The organism is Ruegeria sp. YTSA219, assembly GCF_059609985.1.
Window position 1 is genome coordinate 57,585 of sequence record NZ_JBXWMT010000009.1, and the last position, 17,323, is coordinate 74,907.

A 17,323-nucleotide genomic window follows, 5' to 3' on the forward strand; every position below is an offset into this window, starting at 1 on the left:
GAGAGTGCAAATACCCTGAATTGGGAAGCGTTGGGAAACCTAAGCAACCATTCATTTCAGACGCGCATGCGTGCGCTTTGCAGGAAGCGAAAGCCGATCACGTTTCTCTCGCCGACCGCGATTTTAGCCAGTTTACGACTTGCATCACCGCGTGTTGGTTTGCGGCCGAACGCTCTATGAGGAGGTAAAAATCGCTACCACCGATGTCTCTTGCCGCACCAACCTCTACCAGGCGTCCTGCCTCAAGATCTCGGGAAACCATGAAACGGCTGACAAGGGCCACACCCTGCCGCGCGATGGCAGCGTCGACCGCAAGCGCTGTCTGGCTTAATCGAAGGCCGCGTTGCGATTTGTCACGAACCCCTAGGTTTGCAAGGTATCGCGGCCAAAGGTCATGCGTGTCATGAATTTTGGGCAGGTGTGCAAGGTCATCTGGTGTTAACGAATCGAATGCGTCGCTGATAAACTCGGGTGCGGCTACGGCAATCACCTCTTGTCTGAAAATAAGCGCCGCCCGAAGCGCGGTGCCAAACGGCGGCGATCCCTGCCGGACGGCAAGGTCGATCCCGTCGCTGTGAAAGCTGGAGACTTTTTCAGTGGCCATGATCCGCAAGTCGATTTCCGGATGGCTCTCTGCAAAGTCCGGCAGATTCGGGATCAACCATCTCGCAGCAAAAGTCGGGGTAACGCTTATTATAACCTTGTCCGGTTCCGGCTTTAGCTCGGCGGTTGCAGATCTAAGGCTCGCAAAGGCAACCGATATACGTGCGTGATAGCTACGGCCAACCGAGGTGAACTCCAATCCTTTGGGCACCCTTTCGAACAATGTGACTTCTAGGTGAGCTTCCAGCAGTCGCACCTGCTGCGCCACCGCCCCTTGTGTTACGCCCAACTCATCCGCAGCGGCGCGGAAACTGAGGCGGCGCCCAGCGACTTCGAATGCCCGTAAACCGTTGAGGGGAGGAAGATCAGCCATGAGACAATAGTATTTCTACTGTAATGAAACATCAAATCTCAATCGAACGATCCATCGAAACAGGATATTTTCACAGAATACAAAAGGGGAATCGTCAGATGGCAGTAGAAAAAGTAGCTTTGATTACCGCGGGCGGGAGTGGCATGGGGGCTGACGCGGCGCGCCGGCTTGCCAAAGATGGCTTCAAAGTCGGCATCCTCTCTTCTTCGGGTAAAGGCGAAGCACTCGGCGCCGAGCTGGGTGGTTTTGGCGTCACTGGTTCTAACCTCAGTGGTGACGATCTGACTGCTTTGGTCACGGGCGCGACGGAGCGTTGGGGCCACGTCGATGTCTTGGTCAATTCCGCCGGTCATGGCCCGAAAGGGCCCGTATTAGAGATCGGTGACGATGATTGGCATCAAGGGATGGAGGTCTATTTGATGAATGTGATCCGCCCAACACGGCTGGTGACACCCTTGATGCAGCAACAGGGCAGGGGGGTGATTATCAACATCTCTACTTTCGCGGCGTTTGAGCCCGATCCGCTGTTTCCAACATCAGGCGTCTTCCGGGCAGGATTGGCCGCCTTTGCCAAACTCTATTCTGATAAATATGCCGCAGAGAATATTCGCATGAATAACATCCTGCCGGGTTTCATCGACAGCCTGCCCGAAACAGAAGACCGCAAAGCCCGGATTCCGATGGGACGTTACGGTCATGCTGCGGAGGTCTCTTCGCTTGTCTCATGGCTGGCGTCTGAAGGCGGTGGCTATATGACGGGTCAAAACTTGCGCGTTGATGGGGGATTGACCCGCGCTGTCTGAGGCAACGTATCTGTTTGCACAACATCAAGCCTCAATGCATTTGTGCATTGCCTGAGGCAGTACAAAAGGAAGCGGGCCGGTCGGCACAATGCCGATCGGTAGGTTGATGCCGTAAACTTGCTGCATCAGGTCGTCGGTGAGGATATTTGAAGGTGTACCAGAGCCCCAGACAGTGCCCTGTGACATCACGTAAACACAGTCTGCAAATAACGCGGTGAGGTTCAGATCATGCATCACCACCACCACACCTCCACCTTGGGCGGCAAAATCGCTTGCGATACCAAGGACCGTAAATTGATGCGCGATATCCAGGCTGGCAACCGGTTCGTCCAGTAAAAGCCAACTGGGATGATCGGTCCGTTGTGCCTGCCAGACCTGCGTCAAAACACGGGCTAACTGTATACGCTGCTGCTCACCCCCGGACAGGGTCTGGTAAGACCTCTGCTCGAACCCGGCTAAGTCGACATGTGCCAGGGCGGTAGTGACCGAACTGTCATCTTGTGCGGCCAACCCGTTTGCCAGCCCCAGTCTGACAATCTCGTGCACTTTGAAAGGAAAGGCCACGCTGGTCGATTGTGGCAGCACGCCCCGTTTTGCGGCCAGTTGCCAGGGCTTTAATTCTGAGATGTCGTGGCCATTCAGGGTGATGGTTCCGGTCGAGGCAATCTCTCCGGCCAATGCCTTTAGTAAGGTCGACTTGCCCGATCCGTTGGGCCCGATGATTGCGGTGACCTGACCGGGATCGGCCTTGAAATTCACGTCGTGCAAGATGTCCTTTCGGCCCAGACTGACGCAGATATTCTTACCTTGCATGATTTACATTCCCATAATGCCGTGGCGGCGCAGGAGGATCCAAAGAAAGACCGGTGCGCCGAGAATTGCCGTGACGATCCCGATTGGCAGTTCCGCCGGGGCCACCACGACCCGGCTGATCATGTCGGCGCATAGCAGCAGACTGGCACCCAGCAAGGCGGAATTCATCAAAAGCCTGTGGTGGTCCGGCCCGGTTGCCAGACGTAGCAAATGGGGGACCACAATTCCGATGAATCCGATGCCGCCGGACACGGCAACAGCGGCCCCTGTTGCACCGGAAACTGCAAGAATGGCGATGTTCTTGCTGCGCTGAACCGGGATGCCCATGTGATGGGCCACAGCCTCTCCCATCGCCAGACCGTTAAGCGCGCGAGCCAGAAATTGTGTGCTTGCAAGGGCAGCCAAAATGATTGGCGCAGCCGAGGCGATTTTGGTCCAGGTTGCCCCAGCTAACGATCCCATTCCCCAGAACGTCAGGTCGCGTAATTGCTGATCATCGGCCATGTATACCAGAACACCCGATGCGGCGCCGGATAAGGCACCTAATGCAATGCCGGCCAGTAGCATGGTTGCGACCGAAGTCTGCCCCCCGCTGGTCGAGACACGGTATAGGATCAGAACAGACGCCCAGCCACCAAGAAAAGCAGCAATGGCCACTAACCCGTTTCCTGTCCAGACCAAAACCGACACTGGCAAGTGGCTGCCAAGGATGATGGCTGAAATTGCGCCCAGACCTGCGCCCGCGCTGACGCCGACAATTCCGGGGTCCGCCAACGGGTTTCGGAAAAGCCCTTGCATGACCACCCCTGAAACAGCCAGCGCGGCACCGACCAGAATCCCCATGGCAAGCCGGGGCAAGCGTATGTCCCAAAGGACAATCCGATTCAGGTCAGACAGGGACCGCCCATTGATTAGGTCGATCACCGCCATGTTTAACGACGCATCCGAAGCACCGACTGAAATGCTTGCGGCGCTGGTCAGGCCAAGCAATACCAGTAAGGCCAAGGTAACCCGCCGTGCGGTTGCTCGCCGATTGTACCCGGGTGCCTCGGCGCTCATATGATCCAACGTCAGCGTCATGAGCCACCTTCATCCTGCAGGGCTGCTGACAGATCAGAAATGGCACTGGCGGTTCGAGGGCCAAACCCAAGAAGATATGCACCCTGCATGCGGATCAGCATCTTGTTCTGGCCCGCCGGGGTCAGCTTGACTGCGGGCAGTGAAAAGAGCGCGGCATCCTCGGTATTATTATCACCCCGCCGATCCATCATAAGGATGACATCAGGCGCAGCCGACACCAGCGCTTCGGGCGTCATTGGCTTGTAACCTGACACTTTGGCGGCGGCATTTACACCGCCAGCCAATCGAATGATGCTGTCTGCTTGGGTATCCACACCTCCCACTGTGATCCGGTTATCCTGCACCGACAGAACAAACAGAACCCGTTTCGGGTTGGATCCTGCGGCACTACTAGCCGCCAATTCCGCCTGATTGATCTGGCGTATGGTTTGCGCTGCCAATCCCTCGGCAGCAACGTCAGTGCCCAGCACGGCCCCAACGGTTTGGATTTTTTCGACCACGCCTTCCAGAGAGAACTCATCCTTGATCGTGACGTATTGCACGCCCGCTTCCTGCAGAACCGCAATCGCCTCTGGTGGTCCTGAACCTTCAAGCGCCAGGACCAAGTCTGGTTCTACCGACAAAACGCCTTCGGGCGACAGCGCGCGTCGGTATCCGATATCGGGCAGGTTCATCGCTTCTGTCGGGTAGGTTGATGTTCGGTCGCGACCAACTAGCCTGTCTTGCTGACCCAGAGCGTAGACGATTTCAGTGATGGAACTGCCGATCGCGATGATCCGCTTTGGTTCGTCGTCCGCAGCCTGCGCGACCTGTGTACTTAGCAGCATAGCCAAGGCAGGCCAGATCACTCGCATCCTGTTCATGTCAGCGCGGCCTCGGGTTGTGGTTCAAGTTCGGCAACCAGCGCGTCCCAGACCGGGCGATGGTCGGTTTCGCCAGTGCGCAGACCGAATATCTGGAAGATCAGCCCACCTTCGGCATCGAACGCCTCGACAGAGACGGCGGGGCCGCGCTGCGTCGGTTTGGTGACAGCCCAGACCTCTGCAATATGGTCCGTCCTCAGATGCAAATTGAAACGCGGGTCTAGCACATTGAACCAGGGTCCCATCTGCTTGATCGTTCCGATACGGCCACCGTGAATTTCGATACATCCACGATTGCCAACAAAGATCATCACCTCAATCTCCTTGTCGCACACCTGTTCGAACATTGGTGATATTACCGACGGCGTCAGTTCCCTGACGAGCGGTTGGCCGGCGATGCGATAGGCCCCCAATCGGTTCATCTTGAGCTTTGAGGTCAAGCGCATGAACTGGTGGGTGTCCGTCATCTTGGCCCATTCCGCACGTAGGATTTCCGTCTTTTCGGGGTTGGACTTGGGCGCTTCGGTCGGTCGGCGCGGTTCTAAATCAAGAGTTTGCGATTGGTCCTCAGACGCAAGGGCGCTGACAAGCTTATCCCAATGGTCCAGATCCGATCCTTCGCGCAGGAATATCTTGTGCACCGCATCGCCTGCGGCATCAAAGACCTGAAGCGAGCGTTTCACACCGCTGTCGGTTTTGCGTTCGATCGCAAAGGCATGGACCCAATGGCCGGGAAACATGCGCAAATCAATCTCATCTGTCAGAACCATCGAGGCATGAGCACCCGAATGGTAGTTGTCGTATTGACCGACCTTTTCGATCACGCAGGAGATATTGCGCGTCAACCCCATAACCTCTCCCAACCCGTTGAGCATTGGGAAAAGGTCATCAAGTTTTGCCGTCAGCCGTGTAACGTCGTTCCCGGCGAAGGCAGCGACCAACTGGCCTTCGGTAAGTCCAATCGATTCTGCCAGATCGCGGTCACGTTTGCCGCTGTTTTGCGCATAGGCTGCACGAATTTGAGCCGGGGTGTTAGGCACCTTTTCCGTCATGGGTTTTCCCATCTTCGAGTTGATTTTCAGAGGTGCTGGCCCGGCAGCCGAATTGTTCGGGTGCCCGCTGGCGAGAGTCGGCGATGCGACAACGATTTATTGTTGACTGTTTTAGTAACCTTTATTAACGAGCACAAGTCGCCAAAAAAAGGCGGCTCCAAAAAACAATAAAACAGACTGACCAAAGCCAGCATGGCGCAAGCATTTCAGGTCCTCCTACTGTTTCGAAGGGACAGAGATGCGTGTGCAAATACGGAAGATAGCTTTGCTGGGAACGGCTTCGTGCCTCAGCATGATTGCGGCTGGCGCTATGGCGCAAGACCAAGACGATGGTTTCCTGGGCACCCTGATACTTGGGGAAAGCAAACGAGAGATTCAGACAGACACTGCCGTGCCGGTCACAAATATTGATCAGGAAGAGATCAACGACCGGCAGGCCAATACGGTTGCAGAGCTGATCGACTCGGTTCCGGGGGTAAGCCTGGTGAACGGCTCGACCCCTCAGGGATCGGGCATCAATATTCGCGGCTATGGTGCAAACGGCACGTTCGGAACCGACCAGAAGGTTCTGATCCTGGTCGATGGTGCCACAACGGGCGCGGAAGAGCTGTATCGGATCGGCAACCAGCTTTTTACTGACCCCCAGCTTTACAAAAGCGTCTCGGTCATTCGGGGCACTGTCGGGTCATTCGAATATGGGTCCGGGGTTGTTGGCGGTGTCGTTCAGCTGGAAACCAAGGACGCGTCAGATTTCACCGGTGGCGAGCCGGGTTTTCGGTTCCGTCAAACCTTTGAGGGGTATTCGAACGGCAACGGTTTTGCCTCGTCCTCTATCCTGGCTTGGCAGCCGAATACCCAAACGGAATTCCTGTTCAACTACACCTATCGCGATCAGGACGATCAGGAGGATGGAAACGGCAATACGATCGGCAACAGCGCGTTCACGCTGCCGTCGCTTCTGGCTAAGGGCAAATACAGTTTCGGCAACGATCTCGAACATTCGTTCACCGCATCCTACAACCAGTCCACATCTGAAGAGCGCGACGTCCCTTATGACTCGTTTGGCACCACGTCGGATGCCTTTGGTAATGTAGACCGTGATATCGAAACAAAGATCGGTATCCTGCGGTATCAATATCAACCCACTGGAAATGATCTGGTCGATCTGGATGTGAACCTCAGCTATTCTGAGCAGGCGATCGAAAGCAGCTATGTTTCCGGGTCTTCCAGCCTTGAAGGCACGCCATTCTTCCCCGGCATTCAGGCCCTGGCAGATGCCACACATAACTATGAAACGACAAAGCTGACGATCAAGAACACGTCGTATTTCCAGACCGGCATCGCCTCGCATGACCTGCGGGCCGGGATCGAGTTTATCAACCGCGAACGGTTGGACGCGGCCTCGGCCCCGGGTGGAACTGACCGTCGATTTGCCCTGTTTGCTGTGGACGATGTGCAGATCGGTGACAATCTGACGATTACCCCCGCGGTGCGATATGAGATGCAGGACATCGACGGTGATGATGACGCCGCGGCCCCGTTCAACGAAAGCTATGACAACAACGCGCTTATGGGCGGGTTGTCGGCGCGGTACGCGTTCAACAGCGGTTTCGCGATATTTGGTGGTGCGGCCTACACGGAAAGCCTGCCGATCATCGATGATCTGGGCACGCCGCTTTACATGACGCAACCCGAGAGATCCCGCACGTGGGAAGCTGGTTTTTCCTATGATCGCGGTGACGTGTTTGCCGAGGGCGACGTGATCCGCGCCAAGGTCAATTTCTATCAAACGACCCTGTGGGATATCACCTCCTACGTCTCTGGCACCCCGTCTCAACCCCTGTCTGAAGTGGAAACAAAAGGCGCCGAGATCGAAGCCTCTTATGCCAATGCGGGTGGGTTATACGTCGATTTCAACTCGAACATCGTGACGGGTACGGAAACCAGCGCCACCGGCGATGACTCGCGTTGGCGGAATGAGCCGTCGGATTCCGCGCGCCTGACATTGGGCAAGCGGTTCGGTCAGACGTTGGACGTCAGCTGGGAAATCTTCGGTGCCCGGGCCGGAACGGACTCGAGCGGGGACACGACCGCGGGATACGGAGTAAACTCTCTGCGTGCGACCTACATGCCGCAAGAGGGTGTGTTTGAAGGCTTTGAGCTGCGCGCCGGTATCGAGAACATCCTTGATAAGGACTACCGCCCGAACCTGTCGACCCGCAATTCGACGGGCCGGACCTTCAAGCTCGGCCTGGCCAAAACCTTCTGATCCCAAGGAAAGGACCCGTTATGCGAAGTGCGGCAGCAAACAAAGCCAGCGCTGTCCTGTCGACCCTGCTCTCAGTCTTGGGGGCAGGGATTGCCAGCGCAGAAGACGTGCCCAAGACTGGCGGCATATCAATCGAACTCAGCTCTGCCGAAGCAAGGGGGCAAAACTGTCTGCTCAGCTTTGTCGCCGAAAATATGAATGAGGTCGACATCAACGGTGCGGTCTATGAAACCGTCCTGTTTGGCAAAAACGGTGCGGTCGCGTTAATCACCCTGCTGGATTTCGAAGAACTGCCCGCAGGCCGCCCACGGGTCAGGCAGTTTCAATTCACCGACATGGCCTGTGACCAGATTAGCCGGATTCTGTTCAACGGCGTGCAGGAATGCATGACCCAGAGCGGTAACAAAGATGCCTGCATGAATGGCCTCAGTCTAAAAAGCCGCCTAGCAACTGAGATGATAGGATAAAGCCATGTCCAAAATGCTGCAAAAACTGATGGAAATCCTGCAATTAGGGGGGCCGGTGGTGGCGATCCTGATTGCAACCTCAATCGCGACCCTCGCCTTGGTTTTTTACAAAATCTGGCAATACAAAGCGGCGGGGGTCGGCCGTCACGTCGAATTGTCCAGGGCGATCGACGCATGGGACCGAGAAGACCCCACGGCCGCCAGAATATACCTGAACAAAAGCCGTAGTTACTTGGCGCCGGTGATCGCAATGGCATTGTCCGGGAATGATCGCACCTTGTCCGAACGGGTCGATGCCGAGGCTGAGACGCGATTTGCAAAACTGGAACAGGGTCTCAACGTGCTGGACATCGTCTCGCAACTTGCGCCCCTGCTTGGATTGTTCGGCACAGTGCTGGGCATGATCGAAGCCTTCCAGACTCTGCAGGGGGCGGGCAACGCCGTTGACCCGTCGCTGCTGGCTGGGGGCATCTGGGTGGCGCTGATGACAACAGCAGCGGGGCTGGCTGTAGCCATGCCGACGTCACTGATCCTGACCTGGTTTGAGGCCCGCGTGAACCGGGAACGCGTCTTTGCCAACCGTGCGCTCAGAACAATATTTGCCCCCGGCCATGCCGGGGAGGCCGAGCAAACGGCAGGGGCGTCAGTTACGGCGCTGGTACATGGTGCTTGATGTGCAAAGAAAGCGGCGCAAACGCCTGTCAATGACGTCGCTTATAGATGTCATCTTTTTGCTACTGTTGTTTTTCATGCTGACATCCACATTCTCAAAATTTTCCGAGATTCAGTTTTCGACGGCCTCTGTCGGCGGCGCGGAGCCAGACCAAGCCATCCGGTTTATTAAACTGGATGCAGACCGAATTCTGGTCGATGGTGCGCCTATACCATTGGCGCAGGTCGCCCCAATGCTGCTCGACGCCAAATCCCAAATCGCGCTCATCAGCCTGGGTCCGAGGGCAACCTCTCAGCAGCTGATTGATCTGCTCATCGTGCTGGCACCTGTCGAAAACTTGCGCACTCAGGTTTTGGGCTGATGCAGCTGAAATTGAAGCCCAGACAAAGCCGAGAGCCAACCATCGCGCTGATCAACGTCGTGTTCCTGATGCTTATATTCTTCATGATCGCAGGCACCCTTAAGCCGCCGCTCAACGGATCAGTTCAGCTTGTTGAGACGGCGGATATGGAGGGGCGCGAGCCGCCTGATGCATTGGTTATCCGTGCGGATGGCACACTTGAATATCGCGGGGCAGAGCTGACCAATGCTGCGGCCTATGTCGAGCGGGCGGCTGTTGATCTGCCCCTTGATGCGGTTCGGATCGTGCCGGATCGATCCTTGCCTGCGGTTGCGCTCAAACAGATCAGCGATGACTTGCGCGGGTTGGGTGCAAGTCAGGTTTATGTCGTGACCGAAAGGGGATTACGGTGATAACCAAATCCCGCGCGGTGGTTCTGATTTCTGTCGCATTGGCCGTAGCGACACATGGCCTTGCGCTTTTGGATTATTCGACCGCCGAACAGGTGCAGGTCGAAGGTGGCGGAGAGGAGAGGGCCGCCGCGCTGGGATCTGTATTCAAGGACTTCGTCGCCGGAACAAATGCACCAGCACCGGCCAGCACGCGCAAGAAACCGGCAGCACCTCATCGGTTGCAACCCAAGGCCCGCCCTGTCAAGCAGCAGCGCACAACGTCGTCGCAAACTCTCAGCCCGGTTGTGAGCAGCGCTACGGCCGCGACCGCTGTTGCGCCAAGCCCTCTCAGGCCTCAGGACGCTGAAATACCGAATAGGCAGGGTGATGCTGCTTCGGTGTCGCCGACCGAGGATGCCAAGCCGCCGGAACCGAAGAAACAGGTAAGCAATCAAACTGCCACCGCGCATGGCAACGCGAAACAATCGGGGAAGAAAGGTGACGCCACCGGGAAAACCACGAAAGGCGCGGCAAATGTTGCTACATCCACGTCAGCGCTGACCGCATCCGGCAATGCTGACGCCAGCAACTATGCCGGACAGATTAAACGCAAGATTATCCGCGCCCGGAGAAAGAGCGCCAATATTCGAGGTGCCGCGTTGGTGGCCTTTCGAATAGCTGAGAACGGGACATTGCAGACGGTTGGAATAGTACGCAGTTCGGGATCAAAGCGGTTGGATCAGATCGCCCTTGCCCAGGTGAAAGCGGCTGCACCCTTCCCGCCACCTCCGGCAGGGGTGAGACGAGATTATTCTTTCGAAATCATCGGGCAGCGATAGGTGTCATATCCGATCGAGCCAAAGGGCCCCTTTATAAAGATGGGGACTCGGCTGCGCTTTGCGCCATCAACTATGAACACCGGTGATCATGGCGACAATTTCGTTCTTGTCGGTCTCGGCAGTTGTTCTGACACCTATCTGTTCACCCCGGCGTAAAACGCAGATGCGGTCGGCAAGACGAAAAACCTGATCCAGGGAATGGCTGATGATCAAGATTGCCAGATTGCGATCCTTAAGTGACGCGACGAGGTCCTCAACCTTTGCAGTCTCTGCAACGCCAAGTGCTGCAGTGGGTTCATCCAGAAGGATCAATTTGCTGGCCCAATGGGTTGCTCGCGCGATAGCAATGCCCTGTCTTTGGCCTCCGCTCAAATCACGTATGGCTGCGCGCTCAGAGGGGATGCGCACGTCAAGCTGATCAACAAGGCTTTGGGTTTCGGCACGCATGCGTGCTTTATCCAGCAGTCCAAAGGGTTTGCGCGTCAGTTCGCGGCCCAGAAACATGTTCATATAAACCGGCTGTTCGTCAGCCAATGCGAGGTCCTGATAGACCACCTCAATACCATGTGATCGAGCCGCGCTTGCATCCGAAAAACCGACTTCTTCGCCGTCAAGCGCGATCTCGCCGCTGGTTGGTCGATGCACGCCAGAGATGATCTTGACGAGCGTGGATTTACCCGCGCCATTATCACCGACCAGAGCCACGATTTCACCGGGGTAGAGGTCCAGTGAAAAATTCTGGATCGCGACCACTCCGCCAAAAGATTTGTGGATTTGCTTGAGGGAAAGAACCGGAGTCATTGCGCAAATGCTCCCGGCCAGCTGACGTGGTCGCCAAAGCCGTTTTCGATTGAGGTAAGCTCTGGCATTCCGCTGTCTACGCCTTTTATCCCGGCAACCAAAGCGCGGGTCACAAAGGCCTGCCCACGGAAACCGAAGACAACCGTGTCGCCTGGTGCGGGGTTTTGATCACTGTCGCTGTCGATCATGGCGTAGTAATCTATTGCGGAATAATCAGGAATTTCGACATTTCGCAGGGCTGACCGGCTGATTGTCGGGCTGCTGCTGACCAGCGCCCGAACCTGGTATTTCGGGAAAACCGGATCGATATAGAGCCCGCCGCCAAAGCAATAGGCTTTCCCGCCGTGATGGTGCGAGACCTCGGAAAGGTAAAGTACGGCCGGATCCTCAGGAAGGTCTTCTACCGCATGGAGAGGCGTCGTGCCATGTAGGCCATTGCCCGGTTCAACCTGCGTGGCCCCGGCTTCGGCTAATGCTGGAAGAACAGCTGAAGATGTCGTTCCGGGGGCATTGATTTCGATCTCCGTACGCCCAGCACGCGCCAGAGCTTCTGCAGCCATGTTGAGCGTGTGGAGGTTTGGGGTCGGCACAACCTTGCGGGCATCCTGGTCGAAAAGCAGGGCGGGAAAGGTTGTAATGCCTGCAAAGCGCCCGCCCTGCAGCGCATCCAAACGGTCGGCCACCGCCAGGATATCATTCGCGTTAAATCCCCCCTCGTGGCCACGATAAAATGTATCCCCTTCGGTCTGGATGCGCGCCATCAGTGCCTGTTCTCTCTCGGCCCGAGCAGAGGCGTCTGCCGCCTCTTTTGCCTTGTTGTCCGAGAATACCGTCCAATAGTCCGGGCGTAGTTTGGCCGCGGCGAAGAAAGCTTCTTGGCGGGGCACCTGTACAAGGTGACCCAAATGACCTGTCCTTAAGCCAGCGCGGTCACATGCCAAGGCGCAGGCCATATCCACGGCGACGGACCGGCTGATGCCACCGCGCATGACCGCCTGACAAAAGCCGGAATGGCGGCCCACCTGTTTGGTCATGGCAAAAGTTGTAAGGCCATGCCCACGGGCCACATCAGAGAAAAGGCGCGCGTTGCGTTCGACGGCATCCAGGTCAAGCACATAGGCGTTTGCGGGGATCTTCCCTTGTTGATGCAAGGCCATGGCGGCCTCGATGAACTTGGGGTTGCGGCGTATGAGAAGATCAAGAAACATTGGGTTGCTCCGGTGTCTATCGGCGGATTTCGCGGAGTGAAATTGCTACGGCGATCAGTATGATCAGCCCGCGTACGATCATCTGGTCCGAGACCTGCAGCCCCATCAGGATCAGCCCGTTATTCAGCATTCCCATCATGAGCGAGCCCAAAAGCGCACCTATTATGGATCCCTTGCCGCCATTAAGCGCAGTGCCACCTACGATGACAGCGGCAATGACTGTCATCAGGTCGCTTTCGCCCATTGTATATTTGGCGGCTTGAATACGCCCGGCATAGAGCAAACCAGCCAGCCCAGCGGTTGCACCGCACAAGGTTAGAACCATCAGCCGGATACGGGGAACCCTGATGCCAGAGACTTGGGCTGCGCGGGCATTGTCTCCAACGGCCAGAACGTGTGCGCCAAAACGTGTGTGTCGGTAGATGACATGGCCAATCAGCACTGCAATCACGGTCCAGATAACAAGTGAAGGTACACCAAACAGCTTGCCCGAGCCGAAGACCCCGGTGAAAGTCCCGTTAACGACAGGAATGGATCGCAGATCGGTCATCGAACGCGCAATTCCGGCAAATAATCCCATGGTGGCCAAGGTCACCAGAAATGATGGCAACCGCAGATAGGCCACCAATGCACCATTGAACGCGCCGATCAGAATGCCTGCGCCAAGCCCCGCTGCGACACCCAGGATCATTGGGCCGTTCTGCATCGCAACAGCTGCCGAGAGGGCTGCAACAGCTACGACAGAGCCAAAACTCAGGTCGATCTCTCCGGCTGACAGGGCAAAGACCAATCCGATGGCCATGATCGTGGCCGGGGCTGTCTGAAGGACGATATTTGTCAGATTCCGACTGGTCAGAAACCCGTCATCGTAGAGAGTGATCCCAAAAAACAGAAAGATCGCAAGAAAGCCGAAATAAATGACGCAGCGCTGTAGATCCAAGTCGCGCATACGTTGAAAAGCCTGTTCCATGGATGCCTCTGGGAATATCCGGTTGCGGCAGGTCGCCAGAGGCGACCTGCCCATCAGGTCTCTACTTCGATGTCAGACTGGCTGGTGCATCAATATTCAGCGAGTTTTGCCATCCATCGGCAACGTTGTCCGCTGTGACTGTCAATGCAGGGGCTACAACAAAGGATGGTACCTCCTCGCCCAGCAGGTCGAGCACGGCACTGGCGGCCATTGCACGCCCTAGTTCATAGGCTTCATCGGCAACAATCGCCGCGACATTACCACCCTGAACCATATCAAGGGCAATCGGCTCTGACAGATCCAATGTCACGATCTTGGTCGAGGTGTTTCCGTTCGTCCGCAGCGCTGCAAGAATACCCTCTGCCGGACCAGCCCAGGTTACGTAAATTCCACCCAGGTCTGGGTTTTTCAGCAGCATCGCATTGGCAATCTCTTCGGCGCGCGCAGGATCAGATATGCCTTGTTCTGCAACGATTGTGATGTTCGGGTAGTCGTTCTCAATCGTGGTCTTGAAAGCGTTGTCGCGCTGATTGGTCACGTAATAATCTGCGTCGTGATAAATCCACCCAACTGTTCCTTCATTGCCCATGGCAGCCGCAAGCGCATCCGCCGCTTGTTTGCCCATCTGAAACAGGTCATCCGTCACGATTGCCGCATAGTCGTCCGGGTGCTTGTAGCCGGCCGGCAGGTTCGAGAGGAAACTTAGGGCAACTCCGGCCTCTTTTGCCTCTGCAAATGCTGCGGCAGAGGTCACCGGGTCCAGAGGAAGCGACAGAATGATATTGGGCGATTTGGCCATGACCGTCTCGATATCGCTACGTTGTTTAGCAGCATCAAATCCTGCGCTTGTCACGGCAACGACCTCGATCCCCAGACGCGCAAATTCATCGCTGGCACCTGCTGTTACCGCATTCACAAAGTCGGATTGGTCATGCCACAGCAAAGCAGCGGAATATCCAGCCTCTTTCACCTTTTCGACATCATCATCAGCGACAACAACCATTGATGAAGGGTTGGCACTTTCCCCCGCTGGACCGATGGTTTCAGCGTATAAGCTGCCCGCCAGCGCGAACATCGCGGTAGCGGCAAATGTGCTTCTAACAAGTGACATGTTTGTCCTCCTCAGGTTGGATGCATTGCGAGCGTGTCCGACGCACCGAACTGCGCTATGAAAAGCGCAAAGGCCCGGACGGCGGCGAGGTATTCTTCGACCTCAATTCGTTCTTCAAAAGTATGCGCCACGGCGATATCCCCCGGTGCGCAGTAAACGGTTGGACAGCCGATCTGTTCTGTTAAAAATGGCATCTCAGACCAGTAGGGCGCGCCGCCGATTTCTACTTTTCGGGATAGAGTTTGCTGTACACAGTTTTGCAACAGGCGAACCGCCTCAGTATCGGGGTCGTTTTCAACTGGTGAGCCGCCCTTGGGATGATCACGACCGGCTGGGTAGTCGATGCACACCTCTATACCTGTAGGTAGGCGATCCAGGCCAAGCGCTGTTTCCAATGCTGCCACTGCATCATCAAGCATTTCGCCAGGTCTAAGTTTCCGGATCAGTGAGAGCCTGCATTCTCCGGGCACTGCGATAAACCCGCCGCCATCGATATGCGTCACCAGAACAGAAGAGGCACCGACAAGGTCATGACGCGGGCCCGCGTTCAGTTCTTTTTCATGATCCCAGATTTTCGACAGAAGCGTATGCGTTGCTTTCAATGCATCGACCCCCAATTCGGGTCGGCCGAAATAAGCTGTTTTTCCAGTTATCGTGATCTCGGCGATAAAGAACCCGATCTGGGCGGAATAAATGTCCAAACTCGTTGGCTCGACATAGATCGCGAAATCAGGACGGGGGATCTCGGCGGATTTGATGCGTCCAACCAGATCTTTCGCCCCGGCGCTGACGCCGCTGCCAGGTTCACCGCTTTCTTCGTCACCGATGAAGGCAAAGGTCAGACTGGCTGAAGGCATAACGCCAAGTTTTTGCAGCAGGCGATACCCGGCAATCGCAGCGCAAATCCCACCCTTGAGGTCGCTTGCCCCACGTGACCAGATGTGCCCGTCCTTTTCGGTCGCGCCGAATGGATTTTTGCGTGCATCGTCTTCCCAATATTCCTCCCAGCCCCGGATATGCACCGTATCCGTATGGCCCAAAATCATGAGGTTGGGTCCCTCCACAGAAGCAATTCCCCAGACATTTTCGCGTTCACCCGCGAAACAGCTCCGTCCGGTATTCAGCCCCAGGGCCATAAGTTGCTGGTCCAGAAAACGCGCAAAACGTGTTTCATTGCCCGTCACGCTTTCGATGGACAGGGCATTGCGCAACAGAGTCAGGTCTGCATCAGCATCCTGTTCTTGACGCAAGCGTTCTGAAAGAGCCATAGCGGTCATGACATACTTGCCTTGAAGGTATCGAGCGCTGGAGGTGGTACGTTGATCTCGGCACCTTTCTGACCCTCGGCGAAAAGAGAAATATGTAGGTGCGACAGGGCAATAGACACACCTCCGGCAAGGGCAGCATGCGGACCCAGCTTTGAGGGCTGGATCTCTATTTCACGGGGGTAGCACTGGGCGGCAAAGCGTCTGATCCGGTGCATCAACTCGTCACGCGCGCCGATAGAGCCCCCCATCACGATAAGGGACGGATCAAGGACCGCTACAATCGACGCCGAAGCCCGCGCGATCTGATAAGCGACATTGTCCAGCGTTTGCTCGGCTGCTTTGTCGCCGTTATTGGCAGCCTCAAAGATCGCAGGAACTGAGCAAGTTTTGCCCGTAAGCATCCTGTATTCGCCGATGATTGCATCGGTGGCGGTTACGCGTTCCAGCGCGCCTATTTTATGGCTTTCCTTTGCAATGGGATCGGCACCAAAGGGAAGAAAACCTATTTCGCCAGCTGCACCAGATGCGCCACGCAGCAAAATACCTCCGACGACGATTCCTGCACCAAATCCGGTTCCGACGGAAACGAAGACCAGATCATCCTGGTCGCTTCGATGATCCATCCAATGCTCGCCCAGAGCGGCAAGGTTGACGTCATTTTCGACAAGGATTTCTATCCCAAGCCGTTCGTTCAAAGTGCCAGCAAGATCAATCTGATCCAGCCCGGTTATGTTAGGCGCCATCAGGACCGCGCCGGTCCTGCTGTCCGGCACGCCTGGGACACCGACGACAGCTATTTTCAATTCGCCTGACGGGCATTGGGGGTCGTCTGCGGTTGCGCGAACCATACGGGCAACCTGATCGACCACTTGTCTGCCGCCGCTTTGTTCTGTCGGCTCTACGCGCTCGGCCAGAACGCGACCGGTCAGATCGCATAGTGCGACCCTGATCTTTGTTCCACCCAGATCGACGCTGGCGACCGTTGCCGCATCCGGAGCGATCTCATATACCACAGCGCGGCGTCCGACATGCCCCTCGGTCTGACCGACTGTCCGCACCCAGCCATCGCTTTCTAGGTTTCCGACAATTTCCGAGATTGTCTGTTTCGAAAGACCGGTCAGCTTCGACACGCTGGCGCGCGAAATGGGCCCATAGGTCGCAATCGCCTGAACGACCGCACTTTGAGACATTCGTCGAGAGATTTTCGTCTGCGTTGCCACGTCGATTCCATTTATTCGTTCTATTACCGAACTAAATATGGAGTGCGATTTGAGTCAACCCGGTTTTTCTGCGCTAAAGCATGAAATACGAAAAATGAGCCTGCTGCGTCCGGGTCGAATTTTGGCTAAAGGCTTGGAAGCCGTTCTGAAAATTGGTGCTGAGTCAGAAGGTTTGGGT

Annotated in this window: 18 protein-coding genes; 7 read left to right on the forward strand and 11 right to left on the reverse strand. The window is 56.1% G+C overall.

The window, feature by feature from the left end; genetic code table 11:
* Positions 1-97: 97 nt before the first annotated feature.
* Positions 98-976: a LysR substrate-binding domain-containing protein gene (locus AC2FFB_RS13615; RefSeq protein WP_496875042.1), complete on the reverse strand. Its 879-nt coding sequence runs from the start codon at positions 974-976 to the stop codon at positions 98-100.
* Between the two features lie 98 nt (positions 977-1,074).
* On the opposite strand from AC2FFB_RS13615, the gene AC2FFB_RS13620 reads away from it, so the two are divergent.
* Positions 1,075-1,779 carry an SDR family oxidoreductase gene (locus AC2FFB_RS13620; protein ID WP_496694064.1) on the forward strand — a complete coding sequence of 235 codons (705 nt, stop codon included), beginning with the start codon at positions 1,075-1,077 and terminating at the stop codon, positions 1,777-1,779.
* 24 nt (positions 1,780-1,803) lie between these two features.
* On the opposite strand, the gene AC2FFB_RS13625 is transcribed toward AC2FFB_RS13620, so the two are convergent.
* From AC2FFB_RS13625 to AC2FFB_RS13640, 4 genes are read right to left on the reverse strand one after another with little or no spacing between them, the layout of a single operon-like run.
* Positions 1,804-2,592, reverse strand: coding sequence for a heme ABC transporter ATP-binding protein (locus AC2FFB_RS13625; RefSeq protein ID WP_496713256.1), 789 nt, complete (start codon positions 2,590-2,592; stop codon positions 1,804-1,806).
* A 3-nt stretch (positions 2,593-2,595) separates the two neighbouring features.
* Positions 2,596-3,672, reverse strand: a complete 1,077-nt coding sequence (locus tag AC2FFB_RS13630) for a FecCD family ABC transporter permease (protein ID WP_496875043.1) — start codon at positions 3,670-3,672, stop codon at positions 2,596-2,598.
* A complete protein-coding gene (locus tag AC2FFB_RS13635) occupies positions 3,669-4,535 on the reverse strand; it encodes a heme/hemin ABC transporter substrate-binding protein (protein WP_496694028.1) in 867 nt (288 codons plus the stop codon). The genes AC2FFB_RS13630 and AC2FFB_RS13635 overlap by 4 nt, the downstream gene beginning before the upstream one ends.
* Entirely contained in the window at positions 4,532-5,587 is a 1,056-nt protein-coding gene (locus AC2FFB_RS13640; RefSeq protein ID WP_496690068.1) for a hemin-degrading factor, read from the reverse strand. Before AC2FFB_RS13640 ends, AC2FFB_RS13635 begins: the two co-directional genes overlap by 4 nt.
* A gap of 238 nt (positions 5,588-5,825) precedes the next feature.
* On the opposite strand from AC2FFB_RS13640, the gene AC2FFB_RS13645 reads away from it, so the two are divergent.
* From AC2FFB_RS13645 to AC2FFB_RS13670, 6 genes are read left to right on the forward strand one after another with little or no spacing between them, the layout of a single operon-like run.
* The gene (locus tag AC2FFB_RS13645; protein ID WP_496875044.1) at positions 5,826-7,856 is read left to right on the forward strand and encodes a TonB-dependent receptor domain-containing protein; all 2,031 of its coding nucleotides are present in this window, start codon (positions 5,826-5,828) and stop codon (positions 7,854-7,856) included.
* Between the two features lie 20 nt (positions 7,857-7,876).
* Positions 7,877-8,323 carry a hypothetical protein gene (locus tag AC2FFB_RS13650; protein WP_496875045.1) on the forward strand — a complete coding sequence of 149 codons (447 nt, stop codon included), beginning with the start codon at positions 7,877-7,879 and terminating at the stop codon, positions 8,321-8,323.
* Between the two features lie 4 nt (positions 8,324-8,327).
* Positions 8,328-8,996 (forward strand): MotA/TolQ/ExbB proton channel family protein, encoded by a 669-nt coding sequence (locus tag AC2FFB_RS13655; protein ID WP_496875046.1) that lies wholly within the window; start codon positions 8,328-8,330, stop codon positions 8,994-8,996.
* A gap of 31 nt (positions 8,997-9,027) precedes the next feature.
* Positions 9,028-9,357 (forward strand): biopolymer transporter ExbD, encoded by a 330-nt coding sequence (locus AC2FFB_RS13660; protein WP_496875047.1) that lies wholly within the window; start codon positions 9,028-9,030, stop codon positions 9,355-9,357.
* Positions 9,357-9,749 carry an ExbD/TolR family protein gene (locus AC2FFB_RS13665; protein ID WP_496875048.1) on the forward strand — a complete coding sequence of 131 codons (393 nt, stop codon included), beginning with the start codon at positions 9,357-9,359 and terminating at the stop codon, positions 9,747-9,749. The genes AC2FFB_RS13660 and AC2FFB_RS13665 overlap by 1 nt, the downstream gene beginning before the upstream one ends.
* Positions 9,746-10,567, forward strand: a complete 822-nt coding sequence (locus tag AC2FFB_RS13670) for an energy transducer TonB (protein ID WP_496875049.1) — start codon at positions 9,746-9,748, stop codon at positions 10,565-10,567. Before AC2FFB_RS13665 ends, AC2FFB_RS13670 begins: the two co-directional genes overlap by 4 nt.
* A 66-nt stretch (positions 10,568-10,633) precedes the next feature.
* On the opposite strand, the gene AC2FFB_RS13675 is transcribed toward AC2FFB_RS13670, so the two are convergent.
* From AC2FFB_RS13675 to AC2FFB_RS13700, 6 genes are all read right to left on the reverse strand, one after another.
* A complete protein-coding gene (locus AC2FFB_RS13675; protein WP_496692973.1) occupies positions 10,634-11,368 on the reverse strand; it encodes an ATP-binding cassette domain-containing protein in 735 nt (244 codons plus the stop codon).
* Positions 11,365-12,576 (reverse strand): alanine racemase, encoded by a 1,212-nt coding sequence (locus AC2FFB_RS13680; RefSeq protein ID WP_496875050.1) that lies wholly within the window; start codon positions 12,574-12,576, stop codon positions 11,365-11,367. Before AC2FFB_RS13680 ends, AC2FFB_RS13675 begins: the two co-directional genes overlap by 4 nt.
* A gap of 16 nt (positions 12,577-12,592) precedes the next feature.
* Positions 12,593-13,546, reverse strand: a complete 954-nt coding sequence (locus AC2FFB_RS13685) for an ABC transporter permease (protein ID WP_282022025.1) — start codon at positions 13,544-13,546, stop codon at positions 12,593-12,595.
* A 61-nt stretch (positions 13,547-13,607) separates the two neighbouring features.
* A complete protein-coding gene (locus tag AC2FFB_RS13690) occupies positions 13,608-14,657 on the reverse strand; it encodes a substrate-binding domain-containing protein (RefSeq protein ID WP_496875051.1) in 1,050 nt (349 codons plus the stop codon).
* An 11-nt stretch (positions 14,658-14,668) separates the two neighbouring features.
* Positions 14,669-15,934, reverse strand: coding sequence for a M20 family metallopeptidase (locus tag AC2FFB_RS13695; RefSeq protein WP_496694024.1), 1,266 nt, complete (start codon positions 15,932-15,934; stop codon positions 14,669-14,671).
* Positions 15,931-17,115, reverse strand: coding sequence for an ROK family transcriptional regulator (locus AC2FFB_RS13700; protein WP_496694023.1), 1,185 nt, complete (start codon positions 17,113-17,115; stop codon positions 15,931-15,933). The genes AC2FFB_RS13695 and AC2FFB_RS13700 overlap by 4 nt, the downstream gene beginning before the upstream one ends.
* Between the last annotated feature and the right edge of the window lie 208 nt (positions 17,116-17,323).

Coding starts and splice junctions, on each gene's coding strand:
- AC2FFB_RS13660 (WP_496875047.1), top strand. CDS start 9,028: ATGACGTCGCTTATAGATGTCATCTTTTTGCTACTGTTGTTTTTCATG.
- AC2FFB_RS13640 (WP_496690068.1), bottom strand. CDS start 5,587: ATGACGGAAAAGGTGCCTAACACCCCGGCTCAAATTCGTGCAGCCTAT.
- AC2FFB_RS13690 (WP_496875051.1), bottom strand. CDS start 14,657: ATGTCACTTGTTAGAAGCACATTTGCCGCTACCGCGATGTTCGCGCTG.
- AC2FFB_RS13675 (WP_496692973.1), bottom strand. CDS start 11,368: ATGACTCCGGTTCTTTCCCTCAAGCAAATCCACAAATCTTTTGGCGGA.
- AC2FFB_RS13665 (WP_496875048.1), top strand. CDS start 9,357: ATGCAGCTGAAATTGAAGCCCAGACAAAGCCGAGAGCCAACCATCGCG.
- AC2FFB_RS13655 (WP_496875046.1), top strand. CDS start 8,328: ATGTCCAAAATGCTGCAAAAACTGATGGAAATCCTGCAATTAGGGGGG.
- AC2FFB_RS13700 (WP_496694023.1), bottom strand. CDS start 17,115: ATGTCTCAAAGTGCGGTCGTTCAGGCGATTGCGACCTATGGGCCCATT.
- AC2FFB_RS13635 (WP_496694028.1), bottom strand. CDS start 4,535: ATGAACAGGATGCGAGTGATCTGGCCTGCCTTGGCTATGCTGCTAAGT.
- AC2FFB_RS13680 (WP_496875050.1), bottom strand. CDS start 12,576: ATGTTTCTTGATCTTCTCATACGCCGCAACCCCAAGTTCATCGAGGCC.
- AC2FFB_RS13625 (WP_496713256.1), bottom strand. CDS start 2,592: ATGCAAGGTAAGAATATCTGCGTCAGTCTGGGCCGAAAGGACATCTTG.
- AC2FFB_RS13695 (WP_496694024.1), bottom strand. CDS start 15,934: ATGACCGCTATGGCTCTTTCAGAACGCTTGCGTCAAGAACAGGATGCT.
- AC2FFB_RS13685 (WP_282022025.1), bottom strand. CDS start 13,546: ATGGAACAGGCTTTTCAACGTATGCGCGACTTGGATCTACAGCGCTGC.
- AC2FFB_RS13650 (WP_496875045.1), top strand. CDS start 7,877: ATGCGAAGTGCGGCAGCAAACAAAGCCAGCGCTGTCCTGTCGACCCTG.
- AC2FFB_RS13645 (WP_496875044.1), top strand. CDS start 5,826: ATGCGTGTGCAAATACGGAAGATAGCTTTGCTGGGAACGGCTTCGTGC.
- AC2FFB_RS13630 (WP_496875043.1), bottom strand. CDS start 3,672: ATGACGCTGACGTTGGATCATATGAGCGCCGAGGCACCCGGGTACAAT.
- AC2FFB_RS13615 (WP_496875042.1), bottom strand. CDS start 976: ATGGCTGATCTTCCTCCCCTCAACGGTTTACGGGCATTCGAAGTCGCT.
- AC2FFB_RS13620 (WP_496694064.1), top strand. CDS start 1,075: ATGGCAGTAGAAAAAGTAGCTTTGATTACCGCGGGCGGGAGTGGCATG.